This window comes from Prosthecobacter sp. (genome assembly GCF_044232965.1).
Classification (GTDB): domain Bacteria; phylum Verrucomicrobiota; class Verrucomicrobiia; order Verrucomicrobiales; family Verrucomicrobiaceae; genus Prosthecobacter.
In genome coordinates this window covers 1-24,321 of sequence record NZ_JBIIKX010000055.1, presented here as the reverse complement: position 1 = coordinate 24,321, position 24,321 = coordinate 1, and the positions used below count along the sequence as shown (strand labels likewise).

Annotated in this window: 25 protein-coding genes; 13 read left to right on the top strand and 12 right to left on the bottom strand. The window is 61.7% G+C overall.

The window, feature by feature from the left end; translation table 11 throughout:
* Positions 1-9: 9 nt before the first annotated feature.
* From ACILSI_RS19590 to ACILSI_RS19575, 4 genes are all read right to left on the bottom strand, one after another.
* Positions 10-1,449: an alginate export family protein gene (locus ACILSI_RS19590; RefSeq protein WP_395723600.1), complete on the bottom strand. Its 1,440-nt coding sequence runs from the start codon at positions 1,447-1,449 to the stop codon at positions 10-12.
* A 90-nt stretch (positions 1,450-1,539) separates the two neighbouring features.
* Positions 1,540-1,731, bottom strand: coding sequence for a YezD family protein (locus tag ACILSI_RS19585; RefSeq protein WP_395723599.1), 192 nt, complete (start codon positions 1,729-1,731; stop codon positions 1,540-1,542).
* A gap of 6 nt (positions 1,732-1,737) precedes the next feature.
* A complete protein-coding gene (locus ACILSI_RS19580) occupies positions 1,738-2,280 on the bottom strand; it encodes an RrF2 family transcriptional regulator (RefSeq protein WP_395723598.1) in 543 nt (180 codons plus the stop codon).
* 84 nt (positions 2,281-2,364) lie between these two features.
* Positions 2,365-3,741 (bottom strand): alginate export family protein, encoded by a 1,377-nt coding sequence (locus ACILSI_RS19575; RefSeq protein WP_395723597.1) that lies wholly within the window; start codon positions 3,739-3,741, stop codon positions 2,365-2,367.
* Positions 3,742-3,859: 118 nt separating this feature from the next.
* On the opposite strand from ACILSI_RS19575, the gene ACILSI_RS19570 reads away from it, so the two are divergent.
* Entirely contained in the window at positions 3,860-5,422 is a 1,563-nt protein-coding gene (locus ACILSI_RS19570; protein WP_395723596.1) for a sialate O-acetylesterase, read from the top strand.
* Between the two features lie 82 nt (positions 5,423-5,504).
* On the opposite strand, the gene secG is transcribed toward ACILSI_RS19570, so the two are convergent.
* Positions 5,505-6,071: a preprotein translocase subunit SecG gene (gene secG, locus ACILSI_RS19565; protein WP_395723595.1), complete on the bottom strand. Its 567-nt coding sequence runs from the start codon at positions 6,069-6,071 to the stop codon at positions 5,505-5,507.
* Between the two features lie 146 nt (positions 6,072-6,217).
* On the opposite strand from secG, the gene ACILSI_RS19560 reads away from it, so the two are divergent.
* Positions 6,218-7,102, top strand: a complete 885-nt coding sequence (locus tag ACILSI_RS19560; RefSeq protein WP_395723594.1) for a polyprenyl synthetase family protein — start codon at positions 6,218-6,220, stop codon at positions 7,100-7,102.
* Here ACILSI_RS19560 and ACILSI_RS19555 read toward each other — a convergent pair.
* The 5 genes from ACILSI_RS19555 to ACILSI_RS19535 form a co-directional block, all read right to left on the bottom strand.
* Positions 7,055-7,816, bottom strand: coding sequence for a glycosyltransferase (locus ACILSI_RS19555; protein ID WP_395723615.1), 762 nt, complete (start codon positions 7,814-7,816; stop codon positions 7,055-7,057). The genes ACILSI_RS19560 and ACILSI_RS19555 overlap by 48 nt on opposite strands.
* Before the next feature lie 132 nt (positions 7,817-7,948).
* Positions 7,949-8,395, bottom strand: a complete 447-nt coding sequence (locus tag ACILSI_RS19550; protein WP_395723593.1) for an arsenate reductase ArsC — start codon at positions 8,393-8,395, stop codon at positions 7,949-7,951.
* Entirely contained in the window at positions 8,392-9,039 is a 648-nt protein-coding gene (locus ACILSI_RS19545; RefSeq protein ID WP_395723592.1) for an MIP/aquaporin family protein, read from the bottom strand. Before ACILSI_RS19545 ends, ACILSI_RS19550 begins: the two co-directional genes overlap by 4 nt.
* A 1-nt stretch (position 9,040) precedes the next feature.
* Entirely contained in the window at positions 9,041-9,532 is a 492-nt protein-coding gene (locus ACILSI_RS19540) for a DUF6428 family protein (protein WP_395723591.1), read from the bottom strand.
* A gap of 6 nt (positions 9,533-9,538) precedes the next feature.
* Positions 9,539-9,850 carry an ArsR/SmtB family transcription factor gene (locus ACILSI_RS19535; protein ID WP_395723590.1) on the bottom strand — a complete coding sequence of 104 codons (312 nt, stop codon included), beginning with the start codon at positions 9,848-9,850 and terminating at the stop codon, positions 9,539-9,541.
* Positions 9,851-10,008: 158 nt separating this feature from the next.
* On the opposite strand from ACILSI_RS19535, the gene arsD reads away from it, so the two are divergent.
* Both arsD and arsA read left to right on the top strand, forming a co-directional pair.
* Positions 10,009-10,341, top strand: a complete 333-nt coding sequence (arsD, locus tag ACILSI_RS19530; RefSeq protein WP_395723589.1) for an arsenite efflux transporter metallochaperone ArsD — start codon at positions 10,009-10,011, stop codon at positions 10,339-10,341.
* Positions 10,338-12,137, top strand: coding sequence for an arsenical pump-driving ATPase (gene arsA / locus ACILSI_RS19525; RefSeq protein ID WP_395723588.1), 1,800 nt, complete (start codon positions 10,338-10,340; stop codon positions 12,135-12,137). The genes arsD and arsA overlap by 4 nt, the downstream gene beginning before the upstream one ends.
* Positions 12,138-12,146: 9 nt before the next feature.
* Here the strand turns inward: arsA and ACILSI_RS19520 are convergent, their stop codons facing one another.
* A complete protein-coding gene (locus ACILSI_RS19520) occupies positions 12,147-13,259 on the bottom strand; it encodes a GTP-binding protein (protein ID WP_395723587.1) in 1,113 nt (370 codons plus the stop codon).
* An 87-nt stretch (positions 13,260-13,346) separates the two neighbouring features.
* Here ACILSI_RS19520 and ACILSI_RS19515 point away from each other — a divergent pair, with 87 nt between their 5' ends.
* From ACILSI_RS19515 to ACILSI_RS19490, 6 genes are all read left to right on the top strand, one after another.
* A complete protein-coding gene (locus ACILSI_RS19515) occupies positions 13,347-13,661 on the top strand; it encodes an ArsR/SmtB family transcription factor (protein WP_395723586.1) in 315 nt (104 codons plus the stop codon).
* A 66-nt stretch (positions 13,662-13,727) separates the two neighbouring features.
* Positions 13,728-14,108 (top strand): hypothetical protein, encoded by a 381-nt coding sequence (locus ACILSI_RS19510; protein ID WP_395723585.1) that lies wholly within the window; start codon positions 13,728-13,730, stop codon positions 14,106-14,108.
* Between the two features lie 78 nt (positions 14,109-14,186).
* Positions 14,187-15,179 carry a hypothetical protein gene (locus ACILSI_RS19505; protein ID WP_395723584.1) on the top strand — a complete coding sequence of 331 codons (993 nt, stop codon included), beginning with the start codon at positions 14,187-14,189 and terminating at the stop codon, positions 15,177-15,179.
* Complete coding sequence (locus ACILSI_RS19500; protein ID WP_395723583.1) at positions 15,176-16,297, top strand: hypothetical protein; 1,122 nt, start codon at positions 15,176-15,178, stop codon at positions 16,295-16,297. Before ACILSI_RS19505 ends, ACILSI_RS19500 begins: the two co-directional genes overlap by 4 nt.
* Positions 16,294-17,040, top strand: a complete 747-nt coding sequence (locus tag ACILSI_RS19495; RefSeq protein ID WP_395723582.1) for a hypothetical protein — start codon at positions 16,294-16,296, stop codon at positions 17,038-17,040. Before ACILSI_RS19500 ends, ACILSI_RS19495 begins: the two co-directional genes overlap by 4 nt.
* Positions 17,041-17,321: 281 nt before the next feature.
* A complete protein-coding gene (locus tag ACILSI_RS19490) occupies positions 17,322-17,771 on the top strand; it encodes a hypothetical protein (RefSeq protein WP_395723581.1) in 450 nt (149 codons plus the stop codon).
* A 191-nt stretch (positions 17,772-17,962) separates the two neighbouring features.
* Here ACILSI_RS19490 and ACILSI_RS19485 read toward each other — a convergent pair whose 3' ends face one another.
* On the bottom strand, positions 17,963-18,940 hold the full coding sequence (locus ACILSI_RS19485) for a hypothetical protein (RefSeq protein ID WP_395723580.1): 978 nt from the start codon (positions 18,938-18,940) through the stop codon (positions 17,963-17,965).
* A 72-nt stretch (positions 18,941-19,012) separates the two neighbouring features.
* Between ACILSI_RS19485 and ACILSI_RS19480 the strand changes: the two genes are divergently transcribed.
* From ACILSI_RS19480 to ACILSI_RS19470, 3 genes are all read left to right on the top strand, one after another.
* Positions 19,013-22,825 (top strand): RDD family protein, encoded by a 3,813-nt coding sequence (locus tag ACILSI_RS19480; protein WP_395723579.1) that lies wholly within the window; start codon positions 19,013-19,015, stop codon positions 22,823-22,825.
* 22 nt (positions 22,826-22,847) lie between these two features.
* Entirely contained in the window at positions 22,848-24,095 is a 1,248-nt protein-coding gene (locus tag ACILSI_RS19475) for a hypothetical protein (RefSeq protein WP_395723578.1), read from the top strand.
* A gap of 2 nt (positions 24,096-24,097) precedes the next feature.
* Positions 24,098-24,321, top strand: a 224-nt coding sequence (locus tag ACILSI_RS19470; protein ID WP_395723577.1) for a zinc-ribbon domain-containing protein, incomplete at its 3' end; no start/stop codon positions are given.

The window sequence follows — 24,321 nt, the reverse complement described above, 5'->3', positions numbered from 1 at the left end:
TGGTGTGGATCAGAAGAAGCGGTGGCTGACTTCGAGATAGGCGAAGTCGGTGTCGCCGCTGCGAACGCGGTTTTGAATGAAATCACCCTCTTTGAAGTAGGCGTAGCCGAGAGTGACCTCTGTCTTGGGGCTGAGCGCGTAGCGGGCGCGGATGTCGAACTCCTGGCCGACGAAACCACCGCTGCGTCCCGTCACATCACGGGCGTTATTCGCTCCGTTGAAGCGATCTTTGTCGCTGGCGAGCCAGTACCAACTGTGGCCGAAGTCCACGCGCAGGTTGTGACGTGGTTTGATCTCCACGCGTGCCTTCGGCGCGCTGATATTCTCGAAGACGATGTAATCGTTCGCCGACCACGGACGGCCGAAGCCGAAGAAGCGCTCGAAGCGGTTGTCTTCGTTGTCGGTCGGATCACGATCGCCGCTGGCATAGCCGTAAAAGAGGCTGAAACGAGGCTTCCAGGGGTTCGAAGCGAGTGTGTAACCGACTTCGATGTTTCCGGCATACGCACGCACATCCCGCGCCCCGTTTCTGCCAAACTGGTAGATGAAACTGAAGTCGTAGTCGAAGCCCGTGCTGCCCACAATGCCGTAGCCGCGCAGACCGGGTGAGTGAACGAGTCGCTCTGCCACCCCCCTATAAGCCGACTGATTCAAGGCCAGATAAAACGGCTCAAGCGTGATGACATCTGACCAGCCCCGCCAGTGACCAATGGCGGCGTAGAGCCACTGCTGCTCCACGGGGCGGTCCCATTCATACTTCGAGCGATACAGCGGCTGCACGGCGAGCAGGTCGATCTGCCAGTCGTTGCTTTCCTGGCCGAGGCTGCCGTGGAAACCCTGGAAGGTGTTGGCCGTGTTGCGCCACTGGTTGTTGCCGAGCAGACGACGGTCAAGGAACTCAAAGTTGTGAATGCCGTAGCGGATGCTGACCGGACGCGAGTTGCCGATGGCATCATGGCCGAGCAGATCCTTGAAATACAACTCGCCGTAGAGCCGGATGAACTCGAACTCATTGAAGTCGCGGTTGTCGCGGGCGTAGTTCGAGTTGTAGCGGCGTGAGTCCTGCAACTCGGCGGCAAAGCGGAAGGGATCAGCGATCTCCTTGATGCCGATGTAGGCCCGCGTGCGGTGCAGCCATGGCTCGTCAAGTCCGGCCTGGGCACGGCGGATGTCGTCGTCGCGATACTCGTAGCGGAAGCGGTAATCGAGGCCCACGTCGAGCCAGTTCACGTTCAGCAGCGAGTCGATGCCGAGTTCACTCACATTGCGTACATACTTCGGCGGATCAGGATCACGCGTGGTGCTGTAGCTGAGCGGATTTTGGTAAAAGGTTCCTCGCGTGAGCTTGGGCGGCTCATAGTCCTCTGCGAAGGCCGGAGCGGCGATCAGGAGGAGTGCGGCGAGGGAAGAGACGTATCGTTTTCTGAGGTGCTTGGTGTTGTGGTGCATGATTCTTGCGGGCGTCGGCTTCCGGTGGTCCGGTCGGCGTCAGCAAGAGTGTTTTCGGAGGCCCCTGCGGGTGCAGTAGGCAAAGGGGTATCAAGGCCGCGAAGTTCGGCGTGGGGGCGGAGACTCGTCAGCGGCGAAGCGTGTCTTCTCGGTGCTTTCGACCTGAGTCACGCGTCCTTCATGGACGACGATCTGCACGGAGCCGAAGCGCATGGCGGCGACTTTCTGGCGGACGATTTCGAGCCATGGCTCGATGGAAGATGGGGAGAGGGTCTGGCTCATGACGCATCAGGTGGCGGGTGAGAGCAGGGCGGCGAGGAAGCCGTCGGCGGGATCGGCGTGGAGGATTCTGGAGGTTTTTTTCTTGGCGGTCTTTCGTGTGGCAGCAGCCTGCTGCTCCTGCTTGCGGAGCGTGACCTCGACGACGTGCTCCAGCGTGTAGCGGTCAAGGATGTTGGCGATGGCGTTGCGCACATCGATCATGAGCATCCGCAGGCCGCAGTGCTCCTCGTCGGGGCAGGTACACTTTTCATACTCCGTCTCGCTGGCGCAGCCGATGGGGGCGAGCTTGCCGTCGATGAGGCGGACGACATCGCCCATCTTGATGGACTTTGCCGGCTTGGCGAGGCGAGCGCCGCCGTGCTTGCCGCGCAGGCTTTCCACATAGCCGGCCTGGCGTAGCTCAAAGAGGATGGCTTCGAGAAACTTGAACGGCAGGCGCTCCTGATCTGCCAGCACGGACACGGAGATCACGCCCTCGCCCTGCCGGTCGGCGATGCCGAGCCGGATCAGGGTGCGCAGTGCGTATTCGCCACGTTTGGTGAGTCTCATGGCCGAACTTATGCACGTCTAATATACACTCATCAAGTAGGAATTAAGAATTTCTTTCCGCTGCTGTGGCAGGCTGCCGCGTTCTCAAAAGAATCGCGTGCTGATCTCCAGATAGGCGAAGTCGGTGTCACCGCGCCGCACATTGTTTTCGACAAAACCGCCTGCGCTGTAGTGCGCGTAGTCGAGGATCAGCTCGGTCTTGTCGCCGATATTGAAACGGGTGCGAAGGTCGAACTCGTGGCCGATGAAGCCGCCGCTGGCTCCGGTGGCGTCGCGGGCATTGTTGGCACCGGCGAAGCGGTCCGTGGCGCTGTCGAGCCAGTACCAACTGTAGCCGAGGTCGAAGCGGAAGGTTTTGGCCGGAGCGCATTCGAGGCGGAGCTTCGGAGCGCGAATGTTTTCATAGACGATGTAGTCGTTGGCAGACCACGGCCGGCCGAAGCCGAAGAATTTCTCGAAGCGATTGTCCGTGCCGTCATTGGGATCGTGGTCTCCCGAGGCTTGGCCGTAGAAGAGGCTGAGGCGTGGATTCCAGGGCAGTTGGAAGTTGTAGCCGACCTCGGCGGTGCCGGACCATGCGCGGACTTTGCGCGTGCCGTTCTGGCCGAACTGATAATTGAAACTGGCGTCGTAGTCGAAGCCAGTCGCGCCGATGACGCCGTAGCCGCGCAGGCCGGGATTGTGAACCATGCGCTCCAGCACTCCAGCGTGCGCGGACTGGTGCAAGGCGAGGTAGTAAGGCTCCAGCGTGATGATCTCCGCCCAACCGCGCCAGTGGCCGATGGCGGCATACAGCCACTGCTGCTCGACGGGACGATCCCAATCATACAGAGCACGGCTCAGCGGCTGCACGGCGAGGAGATCGAGCTGCCAGTCGTTGCTCTCCTGGCCGAGAGAGGCGTGGAAACCCAGGAAGGTGTTCGCGGTGTTGCGCCACTGGTTGTTACCAATGAGGCGGCGGTCGAGGAACTCGAAATTGTGGATGCCGTAGCGAATGAAAGCGGGGCGGGCGTTGCCGTGCAGATCGGCACCGAGAAGGTTTTTGAAATGCAGTTCAGCGTAGAGCCGGATGACCTCGAACTCGTTCACATCGCGGTTGTCACGCGGATAGCGGCTGTGGTAGCGGCGCGAGTCCTGCATCTCCACAGCGAAGCGGAAGGGATCGAGAATGTCGTGGATGCCGACATAGGCCCGCGTGCGGTGTAGAAAGGGATCATCCAGCCCGGCTTGCGCACGGCGGATGTCATCGTCGCGGTATTCGTAGCGGAAGCGGTAATCGAGGCCGAGGTCGAGCCACGCGGCGTTTTTGAGGAAGTCGATGCCTGTCTCTGGCGCATGCCGCGCATACTTCGGCGGATCAGGATCGCGTGTGGTGCTGTAGCTCTGCGGCGCACGGTAAAAGCTCTCCGCGAGAAGCGACGTGGAGAGTATGAGCAGCAGAAATGACGAGCGAACCGGCATGACGAAGTCGGAAACGAACCTGCGTGGCCTCATTCGGCCACGAGTTCAAGCGTGATGGCAAAAGTTTGATGAAAAAGCACCCGGGTGCCGCGTTGATTCACGCCCCGTCCATCCGACCATGAAACTCACGACCCTGACCACCCTCCTTGCCGCACTGGCGTTCACCGCCCGCGCCGAACTGAAACTCCCCGCCATCATCGGCGACAACATGGTGCTGCAGCAAAAGCAGACGAATCCGCTCTGGGGCTGGGACAAACCCGGCACGGAGGTGACGGTGACGTTTGCCGGTCAAACCAAGAGCGGCAAGGCCGGCGCGGATGGCAAGTGGACGGTGAAACTCGATCCTGTGCCCGCGAACGCGAAACCCGCGACGATTTCAATCAAGGGCAGCAGCGCAAAGGAGATCAAGAACGTGCTCGTCGGCGAAGTGTGGATCTGCTCCGGCCAGTCCAACATGCAGTGGAGCGTGCAAAGCTCCTGGGACTCCGATTTGGAGATCGCCACGGCGAAATATCCAAACATCCGTCTCATCACGGTGCCAAATGTGGGCACGCAGGAGCCGCAGCAGGATTTCAAGGGAGCGTGGGCTGAATGCACGCCGCAGAACGTCGGCGGCTTCAGTGCTGTGGGCTTCTTCTATGGCCGCGTGCTGCACAACATCCTCGATGTGCCCGTCGGTCTCATCAACAACGCCTGGGGTGGCAGCGCCGCTGAGGCGTGGGTGAATCGTGGCGAACTGGAGGAAGATCCGCGCTTCAAGCTGCTGATGGAGAACACCAAGGCCAATGAGGCACGCCTGACCTCCGCTGCCGCCAAGCAAAAATACGAGGCCGACCTCGCCGCATGGAAACAACAGGCCGATCAGGCCAAGCAGGTCGGCAAAGCCTTTACCATTCGTGCCCCTGCAGCGCCAGACGCTTGGCTGCGTGGCAATGCCCGCCCCGGCAACATCTACAATGGCGCGTTGCTGCCCACCATCGGCTACGGCATCAAGGGCGCGATCTGGTATCAGGGTGAGAGCAACGCCAGCCGTGCTTACGAATACGCCAGCCTCTTCCCCTTCATGATCCAGAACTGGCGCAACGAATGGAAGCAGGGCGATTTCTCCTTCTACTGGGTGCAGCTCGCCGACTTCATGGCCGAAAAAACCGACGCGGAGCAGGCCACCGCCAGCCAATGGGCCGAACTGCGCGAGAGCCAGACCAAAACCCAGAACGCCATCAAGAACGGTGGTCAGGCCGTCATCATCGACCTCGGTGAGGCCAACGACATTCATCCGAAGAACAAGCGCGACGTCGCCGAGCGCCTCGCCCGCTGGGCTCTGGTCAAAGATTACGGCATGAAGCTGCCGTATCGCAGCCCTGAGTTCAAATCCGCCGAGTTTGCGGGTACGAAGGCCATCGTCACGCTCGACACCTTCGGTAGCAGCCTGCGCACCGTCGATGTGAGCGATGTGAAGGGCTTCGTCATCTGCGGCGAGGACAAAAAATGGGCCTGGGCCACCGCCAAAATCATCGGCAAGGACAAGGTCGAAGTCAGCGCTCCAGCCGTCGCCAAACCGGTCGCTGTCCGCTACGCCTGGTCGGACAATCCGGTGTGCAATCTCTTCACCACCGACGGCCTGCCCGTCACGCCATTCCGCAGCGACGACTTCGAGATGCTCACCAAGCCGAAGCCGTAACGAGTTCATACAAAGCCATCAAAACAAAAGGCACGACCTTCAGGTCGTGCCTTTTTCGTTGGGAACTTGTGAGATCAGTCAATCACTTCGGCTGCGTGGCCGGAGCCGCAGGAGCCGGGGCGGGAGCTGGCGTTGCAACAGGAGCAGGTGGCGGAGTCGCCGGAGCCGGGGCAGCAGGTTTTGGTGCTTCAGGAGCTTTGGCAGGAGCGGGAGTCGCAGCGGCGGGCGCGGCTTTGGGAGTTTCGACGGACTTGGCCTTGGCAGGTGCGCCAGCTTTCGCGGGTTCGGCTTTGACGGCGTCTTGGATCTTCTGCACGACCTTGGCAGCTTCAGCGTCCGGTGTGGCGGCAGCCGGGGCTGCGGGGGCGGGTTTGGCGTCGCCAAAGATTTTTTCGGTCTTGCCGCCCGTGTGGGTGCGGCTGACGAGCACGGCGAGCAGCAGGGTCAGGCCAAACAGGATGACGGCGAGCCAGACGGTGAACTTTTGCAGCACGTTGGTGGTTTGCGCACCCCAGACTTGGCTGGCGGCGGCGTCGCCGAAGGAGGCGCCGAGGCCTTCCTGACGTGGGCGCTGCATGAGCACGACGAGAATGAGCAGAAGGCTGACGATGACTTCCACCGCGGTGAGAATTCCAATGAAGATGTCCATAAAAGGGTCGCGAATATGGGGGCACTTCCCGGGTTGGCAAGGGGTAGTTCAGCCTGTTCCACGGCCTTCTGACCGACCCAGTTTGGCGCTGCCGGGGCCAGAAATGAGGTTGAAGGCGGCCCAGTCGGCTCCAAGTGTCCCGTTTCATGTCCGATCTCAAAGAACACCTCACCCAGCGCTGCCAGCTCGTGGACGCGGCGCTCGAACGTTTCATCCCGAGCGCCGAAACTCGCCCCGTGACACTCCACCACGCGATGCGGCACAGTGTTTTCGCCGGGGGCAAGCGGCTGCGGCCCATTTTATGCCTCGCGGCGGCGGAAGCCTGCGGCGGGTCGGTGGAGGCTGCGATTTTCAATGCCTGCGCGACGGAATGCCTGCACACCTACTCGCTCATTCACGACGACCTGCCCTGCATGGACGACGACGACATGCGCCGCGGCGTGCCGACCTGCCACAAGGTCTATGGCGAAGCGATGGCGCTGCTCGCAGGCGACGCGCTCCAGGCGCTGGCCTTTGAATTGGTGACGAAAACGCCCGCCACAGCGAATCACACGACAGCCTCAATGGTGCTCGAACTCGCCAGGACTGCCGGCAGCCTCCATCTCGTGGGCGGGCAGGTGGCGGATCTCGAAGGCGAGGGCAAACAACTGCCGCTGGACGACCTGCGCTTCATTCACGAAGGCAAAACGGCGGCGCTTCTCACCACCAGCGTGAAACTCGGCGCGATGAGCGCGAACGCGAGCGCGGCACAAATGCAGGCGCTGCATGATTTCGGCATGGCGACGGGCCTGGCTTTCCAAATCATCGACGACATCCTCGACGTGACCCAAACCAGCGAAAAACTCGGCAAGAGCGCCGGGAAAGACATCGCGGCGGAAAAGAGCACCTATCCGGCGCTAATGGGGTTGGAAGCCTCGCGAGCAGAAGCACATCGCCTCACTGAGGTCTCGCACCGGGCGCTGGATGTGTTTGGCGCGGCTTCTTCACGGCTGCGTCAGCTCTCGGATTATCTTCTCAACCGGGATTATTGAAACTTTTTTCCGCTCCGGCAGATCATCCGCCAGGTGCATGGGGCGTGCGTCGCGCCACGCGCCGCGTTTGGCCTCGTCCACGTCGATAAAACCGGTGATGAGGTCAAAGACCCCGTCAAAGCGCCGCCGCGTCACCCGGCCCGCGCCCCACAGCCAGATCTCTCGGCCTGTGGCATGTGTTTTGAGCCAGTCCTTCAAATAGAGGCACTTCATCGCATAAAACGCCTCCACGGAGTATCGCGCATCCGTGCGTGAAAGCCGCTGCGGCGGGTCATTCCAGGTGAGCAATTCCTCATCCACCTTTCCAAACCTCACGCCCGCCTCCAGCCAGCGAAGGCAAAGCTCGTAGTCCTCCGGGAAATCACCCTCGCGATACCCGCCATGCCTCGCGAGCAGCTCGCGACGAAACATCACGCTCGGATGCGCCACGGGTGCCTCCACAAAACGCCGCAGGCTCATCGCATCGTGATTCATGAGGGAGTTCACCCATTCCACATGCCCCGCATAACCTACCTCCGTGCCGCCAAACCGCACCCGGCACGGAACGAGGCCTTGATCATCGTTCTCGGTCAAAAACGCCCGTTGCAGCTCCAGCCGCCGAGCATCCATCACATCGTCCGCATCCATCCGCGCGATGAACTCGCCGCGACACGCCTCAAAACCACAACGCAACGCCTGCGCGATGCCTTCCACCTTCTGCTGGATCAAAACGATGCGAGCATCAATCCTCGCAAAACGCTTTAAAATTTCCAGCGTGCCGTCCTGCGAACCGCCGCCTCGACCGTCTCCCGTGCGTCGCGCACGGGCATGAGAACGGAGATGGCGGAAAATTCGGGCATGCGTCGATCACGAAGCGGCTCGCCGCTTCATTTCATCGCGCCGTCCATCCGCATACGCGATGAAGACCGCTTTGATCTCTTCGCGAACGCGACGGAAGACGGCCAGGATTTCTTCCTCGCTGCCGGTGGCGTGGGCGGGATCGTCAAAGGGCCAGTGGTGGCGGTTGAGCTGGCCGGGGAACATCGGGCAGGCCTGGTCGGCGTTGCCGCAGACGGTGATGACGGTTTCAACATCGCGGCTGAGGAAGTCGTTCATGTGCTTGCTCGTGTGAGCGCTGATGTCGATGCCGATCTCGGTCATCGCCTTGATGCCGAGCGGATGAACGTAGCCTGCGGGCTTCGATCCGGCGCTGGCGACTTCAAGGATGTCACCAGCGACCGAACGCAGGATGCCTTCGGCGAGGTGGGAGCGGCAGGAATTGCCGGTGCAAAGAATAAGGACGAGGGGTTTCATGAGGGGGAAGGTTCGACTGCTTTTGCGAGCGGCACGGCGGTCACCGCGCCAAGCACGATGGCTGTCAGATAGACCCACAGATGCTCCAGATGGCCGGAGACGAGCGCTGGGGCCAGTGAGCGGGCGGGATTCATCGATGCACCACAAATTGGACCGGCGAACATCGCCTCAAGTGCGATAATGCCGCCGATGGCGATGCCGGCGGTGATGCCTTTTTCCTTCGCGCCGGTCGAAACACGCAAAATGGCCAGCATGAGCACGCAGGTGAGAATGAACTCCAAAATGAAGCTCTGCATCGCGGAGCCACTGGGCAGCGTCGCGCCGAGTTTTTCGTGCGCGGGGAACAAAAACCGCAAAACACCGCTCGCAGCCATCGCACCCGCGATTTGGGCCAAAACATAGCCGGGGACAGCTTTCCATGCGAAACGGCCTGCGACGGCGAAACCGAGTGTGACGGCCGGATTAAGATGCGCGCCGCTGACATCGCCATAGGTGTAAATCATCGCCATGACGACGAGTCCAAAGGTCAGCGCGATGCCCGCGTGGCCGATCACGCCGCCGCTCACGTCATTGATGATGATGGCTCCCGTGCCCGCGAAGACGAGGGTGAAGGTGCCAAGCAATTCTGAGAGCAGCTTGTTCATCTCAGCAGCATTTCGAGCCGGGCGTGCAGCAGGTCGCGGGAACGACTTTCGCAGCGGGTTCTGGAGTCGTGCAGCACTCGCCGGGAAGGCAAATGCCACGCGCTAGGCAGTCCGTGTGCTTCCAGCCGCAGAGGAAGACAAGCTGCTCGTCGATGATCTCCACGCTTTCGACCGGAAACTGCGCCACGACGCCGTCCTCGTATTCGATTTCGACCGGCAGTTCATGATGCGGTAGCACATCGCCCGCTTTGTCAAAAATCATGGCCAGCTTGCCCGCCACGAGCCGATGATCGAGATCGTCATGCACCCAGGTTTGCAGCAGGCAGGTCTCTAGCGTGCGCCGCGTGCCGCCGCAGTCGATGAAGCGCTTCAAAACGTGCCCCACCTCCGTGATGTGGAAGTGCGCCGGGATCAGGCCGCCATCTGGCAGTAGGAAGCGCACGGGCTTTTCAGCGTGGGAGCGGAGTTGGGAAAGGAAGTCAGTGATGTTCATGGGGGATCAGCAGCAGGTGGTTTTCTTTCCGCCGCAAGCGAGCTTGTCCACACAGCGGAGGAAGTCGCCGAGGCAGTCGCAGGCGAGCGAATAGTAGATATTCAGCCCGCGCTTCTCGCAGTTCAGCACCCCGGCCTCGCGCATGAGCGTGAGGTGCTTTGAAACGGTGGACATGTCCGCGCCGACGAGGTCTTTCAGGTCGCACACGCACATTTCCCCCTTCATCAAAGCCTCGGCAATGAGCAACCGCGACGGATGCCCCAGCGCCTTGATCACGGCGGCACGGCGTTCGGAGGTTTTGGCGGAGGACTTGGGCATCTTATTGGCTTTTTAGCCAAATAGTTTGAGTGGGCAACAAGTTTCGCGCACTGACCGGTCTTTACTTGGCTTTTCAGCCAACTAGAATTCTTCTGCCGTGTGGGGCCAACACCCCATGGCAGCGCAGTCGCGAGCCGAATATCCTCCCTCCTCCCACCATGAAAACCATCCAAGTCTATGACCCTCCCATGTGCTGCTCCACCGGCATCTGCGGGCCGAGTGTCGATCCCGACCTCGTCAATTTTGCCGCCATGCTCTCGCAGCTTGCCAATCAGGGCGTCAAGATTGAGCGCCAGAACCTCGGGCAGAAGCCGATGGCCTTCGCTCAGAACGTGGTGGTGAAAACATTCCTCGAAAAAGAAGGCACCACGGTGCTGCCGCTCATCTTCCTCGACGGCGAGGTCTATATGAAGGGCCGCTATCCGAATCATGACGAACGTCCGGCCTTCTTCCGCGCCGCTTTGGGTGTCCAAGAGGAGGCTGCGGCGTGAAACTGCCGTTTTATCAGCCCGATGCCGCCAGTTCAACACGCTTCCTCTTTTTCACCGGCAAGGGAGGCGTGGGGAAGACCTCGTTGTCTTGTGCGACGGCCTTGAAACTCGTCGAGGCGGGCAAACGTGTGCTGCTGGTAAGTACCGATCCGGCTTCGAACCTGGATGAAGTACTGGAAACAAAACTCACGAACCAGCCCACGCCCATCGCGGGTGCGCCGGGGCTGGACGCGATGAACATCAACCCCGTCGAAGCTGCTGCGGCGTATCGTGAGCGCTTGATCGGCCCGATGCGCGGCCTGCTGCCCGAGACGGCGCTGCGCAGCATGGAGGAGCAGCTTTCCGGCTCCTGCACGGTGGAGATCGCGGCCTTTGATGAGTTCTCCGGCCTCATCGGCGATCCGAATGCCGCGAAGAATTACGATCATGTGATCTTCGACACCGCACCGACCGGCCACACGCTGCGCCTGATGAGTTTGGCGAAAGCGTGGGATCAGTTTCTCGATAACAACACCAGCGGCACGTCCTGCCTCGGGCCGCTGGCCGGGTTGGAAAAGCAGCGCGTCATTTATGAAGCCACCGTCAAGACGCTGGCGGATGCCTCGGCCACGACACTCGTGCTCGTGAGCCGTCCTCAAGGTGCTGCGTTGCGAGAAGCCGAGCGCACCTCCAAAGAACTGCGCGCCATCGGCGTGGGCAATCAATGCCTCGTAGTGAACGGCACCTTTGAAACGAACTGCCCGGGAGACGTGACCGCGCAAGCCATGCAGCAGCGTGGTTTGTCCGCCTTGGAGGCGGCGGGTGAGTTCATCAACTCCATGCCGAGCTTTATCGTACCCTTGAGGCCCATCAACATCCTCGGCATTGGCGGACTGCGCGTGCTGCTGAGCGGCGATGCGCAGGGAAAGTGCGTGAAGGCGGATGAAAGTGGCTGGACACCACCCGAGATGGAAAGTCTCCAAGACCTCGTCTCCACCATCGAACAGCAGGGCCATGGCGTGATCATGACCATGGGCAAAGGCGGCGTGGGCAAGACTACCGTGGCCGCCGCCATCGCCGTCATGCTCGCGCGTCGCGGCCATTCCGTGCATCTCAGCACAACCGATCCCGCCGCGCATGTGGCGCAGACTTTGCATGGCAAGGTGGAGGGCCTCACACTCAGCAAGATTGATCCTGCGGCCGAAACTGCCGCCTATCAAGGCGAGGTCATGCAGGCCCAAGGTGCGGCGATGGACGAAGCAGGCCGCGCTTTGCTCGAAGAAGACCTGCGCTCGCCATGCACGGAAGAAATCGCCGTGTTCCGTGCCTTTGCGCGTGAAGTGGGCCGTGGCACAGGTCGTTTCGTCGTGCTCGACACCGCACCCACGGGCCACACGTTGCTCCTTCTCGATGCCAGCGAGGCCTACCAGCGTGAACTCGAACGCCAGGCCCGCAGCACGCAGCCCGAGGAAGTGCTCAAACTTCTCGAACGCCTGCGCGATCCTGACTTCACCCGCATACTGCTTGTCACGCTTCCGGAGGCCACACCCGTGCATGAAGCCGCCGCTTTGCAGGAAGACCTACGTCGTGCGCGCATCGAGCCCTTTGCGTGGGTCATCAATCAAAGCCTGCTCAACAGTGGCTCCTGCGATCCCCTGCTGCAATGCCGCGAAGCCTCCGAGCATCGCTACCTGCGTGAAGTGGTGGAAAAGCAGGCCAAGCGCACCGCCTGGCTGCCCTGGCAGGCACAAGAACCCGTCGGACCGGAAGCGCTGGCGCATCTGGCGGCAGCGAGCTTGCATGCGGAGGTGGTGTGAGCGAATCGCTCACGCATCCCGATGCGTCGGCGTCGGTTTGCCGGGGCGGAAGTGCTCTTCGTGATCCAGCGTGGCCTTGAGGCCGAAAAACTTCGCCGCAGCCTCATCGAGGCCAGCTTTCACCGCTTCCATCAGCGACGCGGGATCGGCCTCGGCACGCAGATTGACGATGAGCTGGCCGCCAGTGGTCGGTTCATCGAGTTCCATGCCGAGTTCGGCCACATAATCGCTGCGCACGAGGTTGATGCTCGCCAGTTCGCCCGCGATGCCATCGTCGGGACTGAAGGTCATCTTGAAATGAGCGATCTCGACGCCCGCGAGCTGCAAACGACCCTGCACGTTTGTGGCGAGCTTTTTGAGGAAGTCGTTCGCCTCGAACTCGTCGTCGGATTTCAGCGTCACAGTGGCATTCAGCCAGCCGAGCAGTGCTTCGCCATCGGCATAGACTTCGTAATCGACCGCCATCGGATTGCGGCGGGCTTGTTCGTCGGTCATGAGACTCGCGAACAACTCATCAAGGCCGGTTTCTTGTCGTGGCGAGGCCGTGACGACTTTTGCGAGCGGAAATTCCTTCGTCAAAACGGCACGCAATTCCTCGCGCTGCGCATCGTCGATGAGATCGCTTTTGCTGATGACGATGATGTCGGCTTCTTCGAGCTGTTTCTTGAAGATGTAGGCCACCTTGGTCGAAAACGTGCCGCCCGCATCGAGACCAAACACACGCCTTGCGCGGATGGGGTCCACCAGCACGCTGAGCGGCGCGATGGTGAAGGAATCGCCATACATGCGGCGCAGCGGATAGGTCACCGTCGCCACGAGGTCCGTGCAGCTTCCCACCGGCTCGGCGATAAAGACATCGGGCTTGGTTGTGTCTGTGAGCTTGCTGGCGGCATCGACGAGCGTGTTGAAACGGCAGCAGAAGCAGCCGCCCGCGATTTCCTCCGTGGCGTAGCCCTGACCGCGCAACAGCTTGGTGTCCACGAGGCCGCCGGCCTGGTCATTCGTGATGAGGCCGACCTTGAGGCCCTGATCGCTCAAATGCCGCGCCAACCGGCCGACGGTGGTGGTTTTGCCGGCTCCGAGGAAGCCGCCGATCATGATGTAGCGTGCGCGTTGGGACATTGAGTTTGGTATTTGCCAGATGTGGCAAATAAACAAGCGCCAATTGCCTTTCTTGCGCAAAAATCCTCCTCGCTGTATTCCCTCCGCATGCCCGGACGCAAATCATTCGACTGCCTCAGCGCCATGCGCGCGCTGGGCGAGCCGACGCGGCTACGTCTCGTGCGCCAGCTCATCGCCGGAGCGAAGCCCGTGACCGAGCTGTGCGACACGCTCCATGTCACGCCCTACAACGTCTCCAAGCATCTCCGCGTCCTCAAAGAGGCCGGCCTGCTCGAAGTCGAAAAGCAGGGCCAGCAGCGCATCTACGCCCTCGCCGCCGCGTTTCGCGAAAAGCTCTCGAACAACGCCAAAACGCTCGATCTCGGCTGCTGCCAGTTTCATTTCGACAAGCTGCCGGAGTAAGCGAAGCGCAAGGAATGAGCGATCAAGGCCAGCGAGAAAATCCTGGGCGACGCGTAAACTGGCCTCATGAGACTTCTCTGCTTTTCGCTGCTGATCCTGATGCTGCGTTCCGCCAGCGCCGGAACCGGGTATGATGTCCGTTGCGAGGATGCGAAGTGTGGTTTCACCACCTCGATCGGAATCGGTGGCGGGCGAATGTTTGAGGAGGCCTCGGGCTATTGCACGAAATGCGCCAAGAGCGTGTCGGTCACCTGGCCGCGCGGCGAAAAGCCGAAAGCCGCGCCGGTGAGGTTCTGGGATGCGATCACCGGTCGTGTCCGGGAGATTTTCCGCTGCAAAGCCTGCCAGGAGCCGTTTGTGAGGATCGCGCAGATCGAGGAGCTGAAGCACTGTCCGAAGTGCGGCAAGACATCGCTGAAAGCCAGGCGAACGGTCATGTACGACTGAGCTGGCAGGGGCAAGAAACGACCGGGAGTGCCCAAGAGCCGGGTGGAGACAACGAAGCCAATCCTGTAGGATCAAACCATGAAAATCCCGACCTTACCGCGCCTGGTTCTCATCCTGACGGCACTGCTGGCACCTGCCTGGAATCTCCACAGCGAGGATTTCCCTGAAGAACCGCTGATCCTGCAGGTGGATCTGAACGGCGATGGCGTGGCAGAGCAAATCTCGCGGCGGAAACTGGGCGCGGATGATCAACTGGGAACCTTCCACCAAATCCTGGTGAAGGACTCGCGCGGGAGCGTGCTGTGGCGGAGCCCGGAGGTTCTCGATGTCGATCATCCACTGGCCTTCGGCGAATGGGACTTTGGCATCAGCCTGCCGCAGTTTGCGGCGGACATTGATCGTGACGGCACCGTGGAGCTGCTGGTGCCCGCACCGCAGAGTGATGTGTCTCCCACGACGTTTCGAATGCTGAAATGGAACGGCACGGCGTTCGAGCCACACCAATCGAGATCGCTGGTGGGCAAAGGACAGAAGGGCGCGGCGTTTCGCTGGACGGATGAGCCTTCCACCTCGTCCTACTGGGTGGAGAAATGGATCGGCACGAGCGCGGAGGGCGGCTGGGTGGTGAAGCTGGTGAGCCTGCCGGAGAACGGCAGCCTGATGACGGCCATCGCCGTGCTTTCAACGAAGGGAGATGGTTTTGATCTGGTGCGCTGGATCGAGCCGCCAGCCGCGCTGGGCGGTGGCGATGAATCGGCTGGCGTGCGTCCGGATGCCTATCGTGCGAGGCTCAGCGCCCGGGATCATGCGAACTCCGCCGGCGCGCCGCTCAAGAAGGTGCTGGACGTGCTGCGCCAGGACCGGGCGAACGTGCATCGCGGCACGCACCGCGACACCGAGGACGATGTGGATGTGTTTTTCCCCACGGCGGAGAACCGCGAGGGCATGGCGCGGATGCCGCTGCGTGTGATCGGCGGGGCCAAGGCGGAAGCGGCCATTCTCAACGGCACTCCAGTCGTCGAGGTGCAGGTCTCGAAGGACGGATTGCAGGTGGAGATCATCACCCCATGAGCACGACGACGAACCAAACCTGCTGCGCGAAATGCGGTGCCGTGCTGGCCGAGGGCGTGCGTTTTTGCGAACAATGCGGCAACGCGGTGACGGCACCACCGCCACCCGTGGCAAACACGACCTCACCTCCAGCGAAAGCAGGCGGCGGCATGCTGTGGTTGTCGATTATCGCGGCCATCATGGCCGGAGCACTGGGCTTTGCAGGTTACAGCCAGCGCGAGCGGCTGACGGGCTGGTTCAGGCCAGATCCCAAACCAGCTTCGACATCAGGCGCGGCCACAGCGCCAACCACGCCCGCAGTTCCAACCACGCCAGCCGTGCCAGCGGACCTGGTGGAAATGACCTCGTGGTTTCAAAAGCAGCCGTGGATCATCAAATTGCGACAATCCATGCCGCGTGGCGTGGGCATGATGCTGAGCGCGGAGCCGTATGACGCGGAGGGCTGGTCGGAGCTGTCCGTGCGGGAGACCCATTCGGCAGACTCGGGCTACGAGCCGGATGTCAGCCCGATGATCGGCCTGTTTCGTGTCTCACGCGCCGACCGGCGCATCGAGTGGCTGGAGCCGGTCTCCGGTGATTTCGTGCCGCTGGAGGTCTTTCTCAAAGATCACGGTCTGCAATCCGGTGGCGCGGCTAAGGTGGCTGCGGCCACGAAAAGCAGCGCCGGCGGCATTCAAGGCGGCGATTTCGAGTCGGCGGTTCCCGGCGGTCCGAACAGCGACAACGCGGTCATCGTGGCTGACCCCATGCAGAAGGGAAATCATGTGGCCTGCATCACCGGGCCCGATGAGATGAGCTTCGACCTGCCGTTGAGTTTGCCCGCAGGCACGGAGGAGGCCACCATCTCCCTGCGGCTTCTGCACCCGATGAGCTCGAAGCTGATTCGTTTTGAGGATGGACGCACGCCGGAGGGCATCCGCCTGCGCGTGCGGCTGGTCAACGACATCGGCAACTCCGCCATCCGCGATGCCGTGGTGCGGCCCATCGGGCAATGGCGGGAGCTGGAGTTCGCGTTCTACGACCTGCCAAAGAAGGTGGTGAGTGTGAGCGTGGAGGCCATCTGGATGGAAGGGCCGGTGTATTTCGATGATGTGAAACTGATTCCCACCAAGCCATGAACCGGGACTTCCGAATCGCCCGCCGCGCATGGATCGTGGCGCTGGTTTTCTTCCTCGCCTGTTTCATTCCCTCACTGGGCGACTGGGACATGATGAACGCCGGTTATGCGATGATCGTGCTGTCAGGCTTTGTGTGCCTGACGGCGGTGATCACGGCATTGATGTTCCGCAGCCGTGGCAAACAGGCGGAGGCGCTCATCAGCGGCACGGGTGAGTTCATCGCCGAGTGGAGCATTCCCGCCGAGCTGTGGCGCGAGATCCTCCAGCGTCAGTATGAGGAGGAGAAGTCCGCGAAAATGATGCTGCTGCGCATCGTGTGGTTCTTCTGCCTCACGATCGGCGGCGGTTTCATCATCTACGACCCGGAGGCGGGCGTCTGGGTGGCGGCGGTGCTGCTGTTCGTCATGGTGGCCACCGGACTGGCGGCCACGCTGACACCTGGGGCGCGGCTGCGTCGGCTCAGCACCACGGAGACACGCGTTCGCGTCGGCAAAAAGTGCGTGATGCTCGGCGACGAGCTGCATTCATGGTCGATGGTTGGCTCGTGGCTCCAGGGCGTGGATTTGGAGACGGAGGAGGGCCGTTACTGGCTGCGCGTGCGCTATGCCTTCCTCACACGCACCGGCGTTCAGGAGGAACAGGTGCTGCTCCCCGTGCCACCGGCTGAAATGCCGAAGGCGGAACTCGCCGTGACAGAGCTGACGAAACTGAAGCGCGACAAGCAGCCTTCGATTCAGCGCTGACCTGCATTTCTCACCATCTCCACGCCCCACCAGCGCAGCCGCTGCTCCCCATCTGCGTTGGCCGGCATGAACACCCCCACCGCCTCGACGACTCTGCGCACCCATGGCTTGACCTCCGGCGACTTTTTCGCTTCCATCGGCGCATTCATCCAAAAATCCTTTCGGTTCGTGAGCGCCGCCCTTTGACCCGACCCAGTCCCGAAAAACCACCAAAAACTGTGGGCGAATCCGATTCGCCCACAGTTTAGTGTGGCTAAACAACGTTAGGCATCACTACGCGCATGACCCAGTTCCTCCATCCTTTTGCTGTCAGCTACAAAGACATTGACCTGTCGTGGATGGTTGGGCGTGTTGTTACCGAGGTTTCGTTTAGCGAGCCTGAGCTCTGGCATTTCTCGTTTGGCCCGGACGTCAGCATCGGAGTCGAGTGTCTTTGGCGCATCGTCGAGCACGGACGGATTGGGTTGACGAGTGACGACCACGGACACCAGTTCGGTCTGCCTGCTCCCGTTGATGCGGTTGCACGCAGCACAGATGTGCTTTCAGGACATCCGATCACAGCAGTTCAGTTGCGCCCGTTCACAGCAGACTTGGTGATTGAGTTTACAGATGACTTACGGCTAGAGATTATCCCGACGTCATCAGGCTACGAGGCTTGGCAGTTGCGAGACGCGGCGGGCATGTCATACATTGCAGTTGGCGGAGGAGAAGTTAGCAAATGGAAACCGTGATGCCTAACCAGAGCGCTGCAGCGAACCGCCGCCCCGCTGGACAGTCGGACGGTTCAGGTAATTTGGCAGCGACTGTTGCAGCCGACCGGGCGTTTCCGGCGGCGGTCGCTGAGCTTGGTCGTTCGCGCCATTCGGGTCTGTCCCTCTATCGACATTAAACTGAAGCGCGACAAGCCGCCTGCGATTCAGGTTTAACGCTCCCACGCAAACACCCACGCGCTGCGCCAGGGCTCGCCTGGCACGGCGAGCTGATAAAGACCGCCGGCAGGCAAAGTGTGCGCTTTTTCTGACTTTGCTGGCAGCACGATTTCGACGCCTGCACCGTGGTGACCGTCCTTGGTGCTGCGCAGACGCGCTTTGAGCTCACGATCGGTTTCATTGCGAAGCATGATTTCCGCGCCAGCGGGCAGATGGATGTCACGCACGCCAGGATAGATGGCCGCAGGGCCGATGCGGATCACACGGCCGGAAAGCTTGGGATAACCAGCCACCGGCTGCCACGCGAGCACAAACCACGCGGCCAGCGCTGCAATGGCCGTGCCAGACCAGCCCAGTGAAACACCGAGGCCGCGTGATTTGCGATCCTGACAGATGCGGCCGAGCGGGTAGCCGTAAAACAGATGGGCCACGAAGGCGATGATCACCGTCTGTGAGAAAGCACGCAGGCCGAACAGCTCACCAAACGGCGTGACCACGGCCATGACCTCCAAACCCAGGCCAAACAGCACCCCCCAGCCCCAATGCCGCCCGGTCATGAGCAGCGCGTAGATCCAGCCAAAGGTGATGCCGTTCGAGAGGTGGTAGGAGAAACCGACGAAGTCAGTCAGCGGCGTGGCGTGATCAAGACCGCTCACCCACATGCCATAGGCGCGAATGGGCGGAAAAGGATTCAAGCCCATCAAATGAAGCGGCACGCGCACCACGTCATAACCCGCCGTGCCCCACAAACCACCCACCAGGCCGAGCCGCAGACGCTCCGTGAGAAAAGAATCTCCTTTGGACGAGGCCCGCCACCATGCGACCGCGATCCACAACGCGCACGGCAGTGCCAGAGGCAGCAGCAGCGCGTTCATGGTGCTCAGACCGGCCACCTGGGCGATCAGCATGGCGATGGAGCCGAAACAGGCGATCCACACGGAAATGGGCAAGGGACGGAGGAGTGTGTTCATGAAAGGAGCAGCGCAATTCAGGCGTGGAGGTACGCATTGTCAGCCACAGGCAACGACAACACGTTTTCCACGATGTCCAAGCCAGCACAAGAACCGCAGGTGCTCAAATGCAACCATTGCTCCTCCGTTGTCGCGGATGGAGCGCGGTTTTGCCCGGCGTGCGGCAAGCCCGTGGAGGCGCAACCCGCCGCTCCCGCGCCAGGCGAGACCTTGATGCCCTCGCAACGCCAGGGGCCGACACCGGTGGTCATGAGCAGCCAGTCCGCACCACCGCCGCTGCCACCTGCGGCGCTGGCGGACCGCGTGAAGGCCGGCGCAATCGACGCGGCGATCATTTACGGCGCCGCCTGGTTGATCGGGCAGATGGTGTGGGTGTCGGCATGGACGAGCTGGCGCTACCCGCTGCCCTTTGGCGGTCAGACTACGACGCTGCTTCCCTGGCTGCCGCTGCTGGTGGCCGCGTTGTATTGGTTCACGGAGGTCGCGGGCGGACGTTCGCCGGGCAAACGCATCGTCGGTGTGCGCGTCGTGACTGCCGAAGGTGGCAAGCCGGGCTTTGGGGTGCTGAAGAAACGCTGGATGATCAAGATCGGCGTCTTCACAGGCACGATGTTCCTCTGCATGGTGCTGTGGCAGATCCAAATGGGATCTCCCATGCGCAATGAGCCGTGGCTGCTGAATCGCCTCGTGTTTTTCGCAGGCGCGGGCATCCAGGTGGCGGTGCTGATCTCTTTGCTAGGCATGCGCGGCCTGCATGACCGGCTGGCCGGCTGCACGGTGGCGCGTTTTGATGCTGCTGCCGCAATGCATCCCGCATGGACGGCGGGTGAGCTGCATGTGAAGCAGCTCATTCTCAAAACACCGCGTCTGCTGCTGAATTTCGTGAAGAGCGCGAGCGGCATCTTTGACGCGCAGGGAAAGTTTTCGCTGAAAAGGCTGCTGCTCTACCCGGTGCGCATGATCAAATCCAAGACACAGGCCTTCCTGCAAGGCGCGGCGCTCGGTTTGATCATCCATTTCTCCACCGTGGGCCTCAGCGGCGGCTATCACGACGTGGCGCGCTTTCCCACCATGCTGCTGGTGCCCACGCTGACGCAGACCGCGCCGGCCTCGACGTTCTTTTTCCCCGTCGCCACGGCCTTGTGGGGAGCGGTGGCCTCGATGTTCGGCTTCATCATCGGTGTGCTGCGCGGCGGGAGCACCAGGAAGGGCAAAGCACCGCCGCCGCTGCCTGGCGCGGGTGTCGCGGCGGGTGTGCTGGCTTTCCTCGTCTGTGAGGATCTTCTGGCGGATGACTCCGGGCTTTCCGAGTGGGGCGCAGACCCCTCGCGCTTCGCTGCGGAGGGTGGCGTGAATCTCGTGAGCCAGAGCGCGGTCGTCGGCACGGCCACGGGTGTGGGCAACGCCCTCGGACAAACTGCCGGTGAAACGGTGGGAGACACCCTGGCCGAGGGCGAAGGCAAACCGGGCGAGGGCTGGATGGTGAAGGACGACGACGGCAAGGAGCACTATTTCCCCACCCAGGAGGCGGCCAACAAATACTGGCAGTCCCTCGTCAATGCGGAGAACACGCGTCAGACGCAGAACGACTACAAGAACACCGTCGAGCAGATCGGCTTCGTGCAGTCGATTCGCGACGGATTGAAGGCCTCCGGCCGTGACACCACCGAACATGACCGCGAGATCGAACGACTGACACGCGAGCGTGACCGCCTGAACAAAACGCTCGGCGACCAGGGAGCCTCCATTTCCTACACCGCGCGAGAACGATCGATCTGGCGGCCGGACCCGGTGCTGGAGCAGATGGTGAAGCAGCACAAGGAAGAAGCGCAGACGCTGCAAGACATTCACAAGACCGGGCAGGCGATCCGCAACCTGCAGGACCAGGGCAGTCTCAGCACCACCGAAGGCCAGTCGGAAAAAATGCTCGAGAAGCTCAATCAGATGTCAAACGAGCTGCTCAAGGGCAATCCGCCCTCACGCGAGCAGCTCAACAAAATCCAGAGCCTCATCAGAAAGGAGATGGGCGCGGAAGCCGCGCGTCAGGAGGTCCGTGACAGCAACTGGGTCAAAGAAGGCGCCCAGTCCACCTCACGCGAGGTCTTCACCGGCACGAACGCCGATGGCGAAACCTCCTATAAGGCGATGGTGCTGCGCGGATTGCTCGGCGCGGCCACAGGCGGCCAGTCCGAGTATGGCATGGAAGTCGCCGAGAAGATGTACGGAGTCCATGATGACGTGATGGCTGGCAAGAGCGGCATGGAGGCCTTCACCAATGCCGCAGGCAAGGTCATCTTCGATGAAGGCGCGGGGCGTGTGATGGAAAAAGGCATCGCTCTCGGTGGCAAGACCGCCGGTGCCGCCTACGACGCCACGCTCAAGGGCACCAACATCGACAAAACCATCCGTGAGGGGCTGGAAAAGACCGGCAAGTTCGTGAACCAAGATGTGAAGGATCTCGTCGGCGGACCGAAGCCGAAGAACCCGGATTTGCCCGGCAGGAAGCCCTCCGGACCCTCGCAGGATGTCGTGGACGAACGCACCGCCGCCTTCGAGAAAGGCCGCGAGATGGGCAGCTCCAAGGTGGACGACCTTGAGGAGGCGATGAACCAGCACCGCAGCAATCCCACGCCGGAAAGCGCCGCCAACATGCGCAGCAAGCTCGACGCGGTGCAGCAGGACAAGCACGCCATGCAGGCTCTCAACGGCCGCACCGGCGATTCCGCCGACGAGTTGCGCAAAGGCTTCGGCGAAGATCTGGGCAAGTCCTACAACCAGTCCCACGACGCCGCCAAACAGCGCATCGCCAAGGAATATGGTGTCGATCCAGACGATGTGAAGGTCGTGCAGCCCACCAACAAGCCCGGCGACGTGCCGGAACCTGATCCAAGCGGCTTTGCCAGGAAGCCCAAGGGAGCGCCCGTGACGCATGGCGATGACATTGTGCAGACACCCGGCAAGACGCCCGATGGCGTGAATCCGAAAAAGACCAGCTTTGACCAGGATGTGACCTATCGCGTGAAGCAGCAGGGCATCGACCCGCGCACAGGCAAGCCCGTCAGCGGCAACCTTGACGTGCCCAAGCAAGACGCCAAGCGCATCTACAACGAGGAGTTCTACAAAGCCCGCAACGACGGCAAGCTGCCCTATGAAACGCACCCCGACGGCAGCGTGAAGCTCGATGGCAATGGCAAGCCCGTCGTGGATTCAAAAGCCGTCAGTGATTACAACCACAAGATGGACCAGTCCGTCACCGACCGTCTCGACGCCGAGGCCTACGGCACCGGCGACAAGGATCTCCAGACCGCCACGAACAGCAATGTGCGCGGCCGCGACTTCAGCGATGTGGAAGGCGTGGGCAAGACGATGGAGCACAAGCAGTACGAATGGCGCAACCAGGCGCAGGACATGCAAAAGCAGGCCGCAGATCTCAACCAGCAGGCCGCCCGCGAGGCAGCCAGTGGAAATGCCGGGCGTGCCGCCGAGCTCAAGAGCCAGGCCGAAAACCTCTCCTCCGCCGCCGAGGGCAAAATGGAGGAGGGCTTCCGCCAGACGACCAAGCAGTTCAAAAACCAGATCCAGGGCCGTGTGGATGCGATGAACACCACCATGGGCAAACCGGTGGCGCATGTGCCGCCAAAACTTGAGGAAGCCGCCGGCATCATGGAGCAATGCGGCAAGCCAGGCTTCTCTCCGGCGCAGGTGGAGCAGAAGCTCGCCCAGATCGGCTACACGCCCGAAAAAGTCGTGCAGCAGATGTCTGGCACGCTGGAAAGCCTGCAAAAGTTCAAACCCAGCGGCCTGCCGAAACCACCCGTTCGCGTGCCACTCGATCACACCGGACGCATCCTCGGCCAGACGCTCACCAAAGGCCGGTTAGACTGACCCAACCCCCACTCACCCGTTTATGAACTACGAAGGCAAAGATCTCGTCGCCACCGGTGCGGAACTCGTGGCGGCATCATCACTCATTGGCGAGGTTTACGGCAGTCTTTCCCGCCTGCCGCGAGTGCTGCCCACACCGGAGGTCGAGACTGCGGTGAAGGCATTTCTCGACCAGTTGTCACCCGAACGCCGCACCGTCACCAGCGCCATGATCGCCGCCGTCGCCAATCCTGGCCGCGCTGGCACGCTGCATTACACGTTGGGGGATGTCGAGGTGCGCCGCAGCATCCTCGCCTGGCATCCGCGCACGGGGCCGGCATGGGCTTTCATGTTCTTCGCCGACACACGCTGGCACCTGCGACTGCTCACACCGGAAGACCTGCTCCGCGTGCTCATGGAGGTGCTGCAGGAATCCGCCCCGCTGCGCAGCACGCCCTACCGCTGCTGCTTGAACACCTCCTCCTCTCTGCTCTTCCTCGGCATTCTGCACCTGCTTCAGGCCGCGCATTGGCAGGCCTGCCTCAGCCATGTGGAGTCGCCCCTCAGCTTCGATCCCGGCGTGCTTCCTGACGTCATGCATGAGGGCGGCACCGAGGACTTCCGCTGGCCGCTCTACTTCTTCGACAAAGTGCTGCCGCATTCCGTCGAGATCATGCCATGGGCCGAGGAACTGGCTCCCGCGCTCGCCGATCTCGTCGCGCATGACCTCATCAAGCCCGATGGCGCAGACTACCGCCTCACGATGAACGGATTTGCCTTCGCCGCCGGGTTCCGTCATCACCTCACCAAGGTCGCCCTGCGCTTCACCAGCCAAAACGCTGCCGACATTGAGGCACACGAGGCCGTCCTGCTTGTCCGTTCGCCGCATGACCTGCATTTGCTCGATGTCGGCGGCAAGGAGAGCGCGCTGGCTTCCCTTTCACTCGCAGACGCCCGAGCGCTGCTCGAAGATCTGCTGCGCATCGGTCCCGCTGTGGCCGTGGAAGCGCCTGCGGCCACGCCAGCAGCTCCGACGCCCGCCAAACGCACCTGCACCGTCTGCGGCACGCGTTTTGCCATGGACGCGGATGTCTGCCCCACCTGTGGAACGCCCGCCCACCTGGAAACGTCCTCCCCACCTCCGGCAGCCACGCCACCTGCGGCCATCGAACCACCGCCGCCGCCAAAAACACCGCCCGTCACCACCCCACCGCTGTGCAAGCAGTGCGGCAAACCTCTTGCCAAGGCCACGTCCAAATTCTGCGGCCACTGCGGCGCACCTGTTTCCTGATCATGTCCAATACCAAACCAGCCTTCTGCTCGAACTGCGGTGCCGCCCTCGCGCCCGGCACGGCCTTCTGCGACCAATGCGGTCATCGTGTTGCCGCCGCTTCACCTTCACCTTCACCTTCACCTTCACCTTCACCTTCACCTTCACCTTCACCTTCACCTTCACCTTCACCTTCACCTTCACCTTCACCTTCACCTTCACCTTCACCTTCACCTTCACCTTCACC

Bases quoted from the DNA above. Each gene is read 5' to 3' on its own strand.
- ACILSI_RS19475 (WP_395723578.1), top strand. From the start codon at position 22,848: ATGAACTACGAAGGCAAAGATCTCGTCGCCACCGGTGCGGAACTCGTG.
- ACILSI_RS19535 (WP_395723590.1), bottom strand. From the start codon at position 9,850: ATGCCCAAGTCCTCCGCCAAAACCTCCGAACGCCGTGCCGCCGTGATC.
- ACILSI_RS19570 (WP_395723596.1), top strand. From the start codon at position 3,860: ATGAAACTCACGACCCTGACCACCCTCCTTGCCGCACTGGCGTTCACC.
- ACILSI_RS19585 (WP_395723599.1), bottom strand. From the start codon at position 1,731: ATGAGCCAGACCCTCTCCCCATCTTCCATCGAGCCATGGCTCGAAATC.
- ACILSI_RS19510 (WP_395723585.1), top strand. From the start codon at position 13,728: ATGAGACTTCTCTGCTTTTCGCTGCTGATCCTGATGCTGCGTTCCGCC.
- ACILSI_RS19560 (WP_395723594.1), top strand. From the start codon at position 6,218: ATGTCCGATCTCAAAGAACACCTCACCCAGCGCTGCCAGCTCGTGGAC.
- ACILSI_RS19575 (WP_395723597.1), bottom strand. From the start codon at position 3,741: ATGCCGGTTCGCTCGTCATTTCTGCTGCTCATACTCTCCACGTCGCTT.
- ACILSI_RS19490 (WP_395723581.1), top strand. From the start codon at position 17,322: ATGACCCAGTTCCTCCATCCTTTTGCTGTCAGCTACAAAGACATTGAC.
- ACILSI_RS19580 (WP_395723598.1), bottom strand. From the start codon at position 2,280: ATGAGACTCACCAAACGTGGCGAATACGCACTGCGCACCCTGATCCGG.
- ACILSI_RS19540 (WP_395723591.1), bottom strand. From the start codon at position 9,532: ATGAACATCACTGACTTCCTTTCCCAACTCCGCTCCCACGCTGAAAAG.
- ACILSI_RS19495 (WP_395723582.1), top strand. From the start codon at position 16,294: ATGAACCGGGACTTCCGAATCGCCCGCCGCGCATGGATCGTGGCGCTG.
- ACILSI_RS19545 (WP_395723592.1), bottom strand. From the start codon at position 9,039: ATGAACAAGCTGCTCTCAGAATTGCTTGGCACCTTCACCCTCGTCTTC.
- ACILSI_RS19500 (WP_395723583.1), top strand. From the start codon at position 15,176: ATGAGCACGACGACGAACCAAACCTGCTGCGCGAAATGCGGTGCCGTG.
- ACILSI_RS19505 (WP_395723584.1), top strand. From the start codon at position 14,187: ATGAAAATCCCGACCTTACCGCGCCTGGTTCTCATCCTGACGGCACTG.
- ACILSI_RS19515 (WP_395723586.1), top strand. From the start codon at position 13,347: ATGCCCGGACGCAAATCATTCGACTGCCTCAGCGCCATGCGCGCGCTG.
- ACILSI_RS19550 (WP_395723593.1), bottom strand. From the start codon at position 8,395: ATGAAACCCCTCGTCCTTATTCTTTGCACCGGCAATTCCTGCCGCTCC.
- ACILSI_RS19480 (WP_395723579.1), top strand. From the start codon at position 19,013: ATGTCCAAGCCAGCACAAGAACCGCAGGTGCTCAAATGCAACCATTGC.
- secG (WP_395723595.1), bottom strand. From the start codon at position 6,071: ATGGACATCTTCATTGGAATTCTCACCGCGGTGGAAGTCATCGTCAGC.
- ACILSI_RS19485 (WP_395723580.1), bottom strand. From the start codon at position 18,940: ATGAACACACTCCTCCGTCCCTTGCCCATTTCCGTGTGGATCGCCTGT.
- ACILSI_RS19590 (WP_395723600.1), bottom strand. From the start codon at position 1,449: ATGCACCACAACACCAAGCACCTCAGAAAACGATACGTCTCTTCCCTC.
- arsD (WP_395723589.1), top strand. From the start codon at position 10,009: ATGAAAACCATCCAAGTCTATGACCCTCCCATGTGCTGCTCCACCGGC.
- ACILSI_RS19520 (WP_395723587.1), bottom strand. From the start codon at position 13,259: ATGTCCCAACGCGCACGCTACATCATGATCGGCGGCTTCCTCGGAGCC.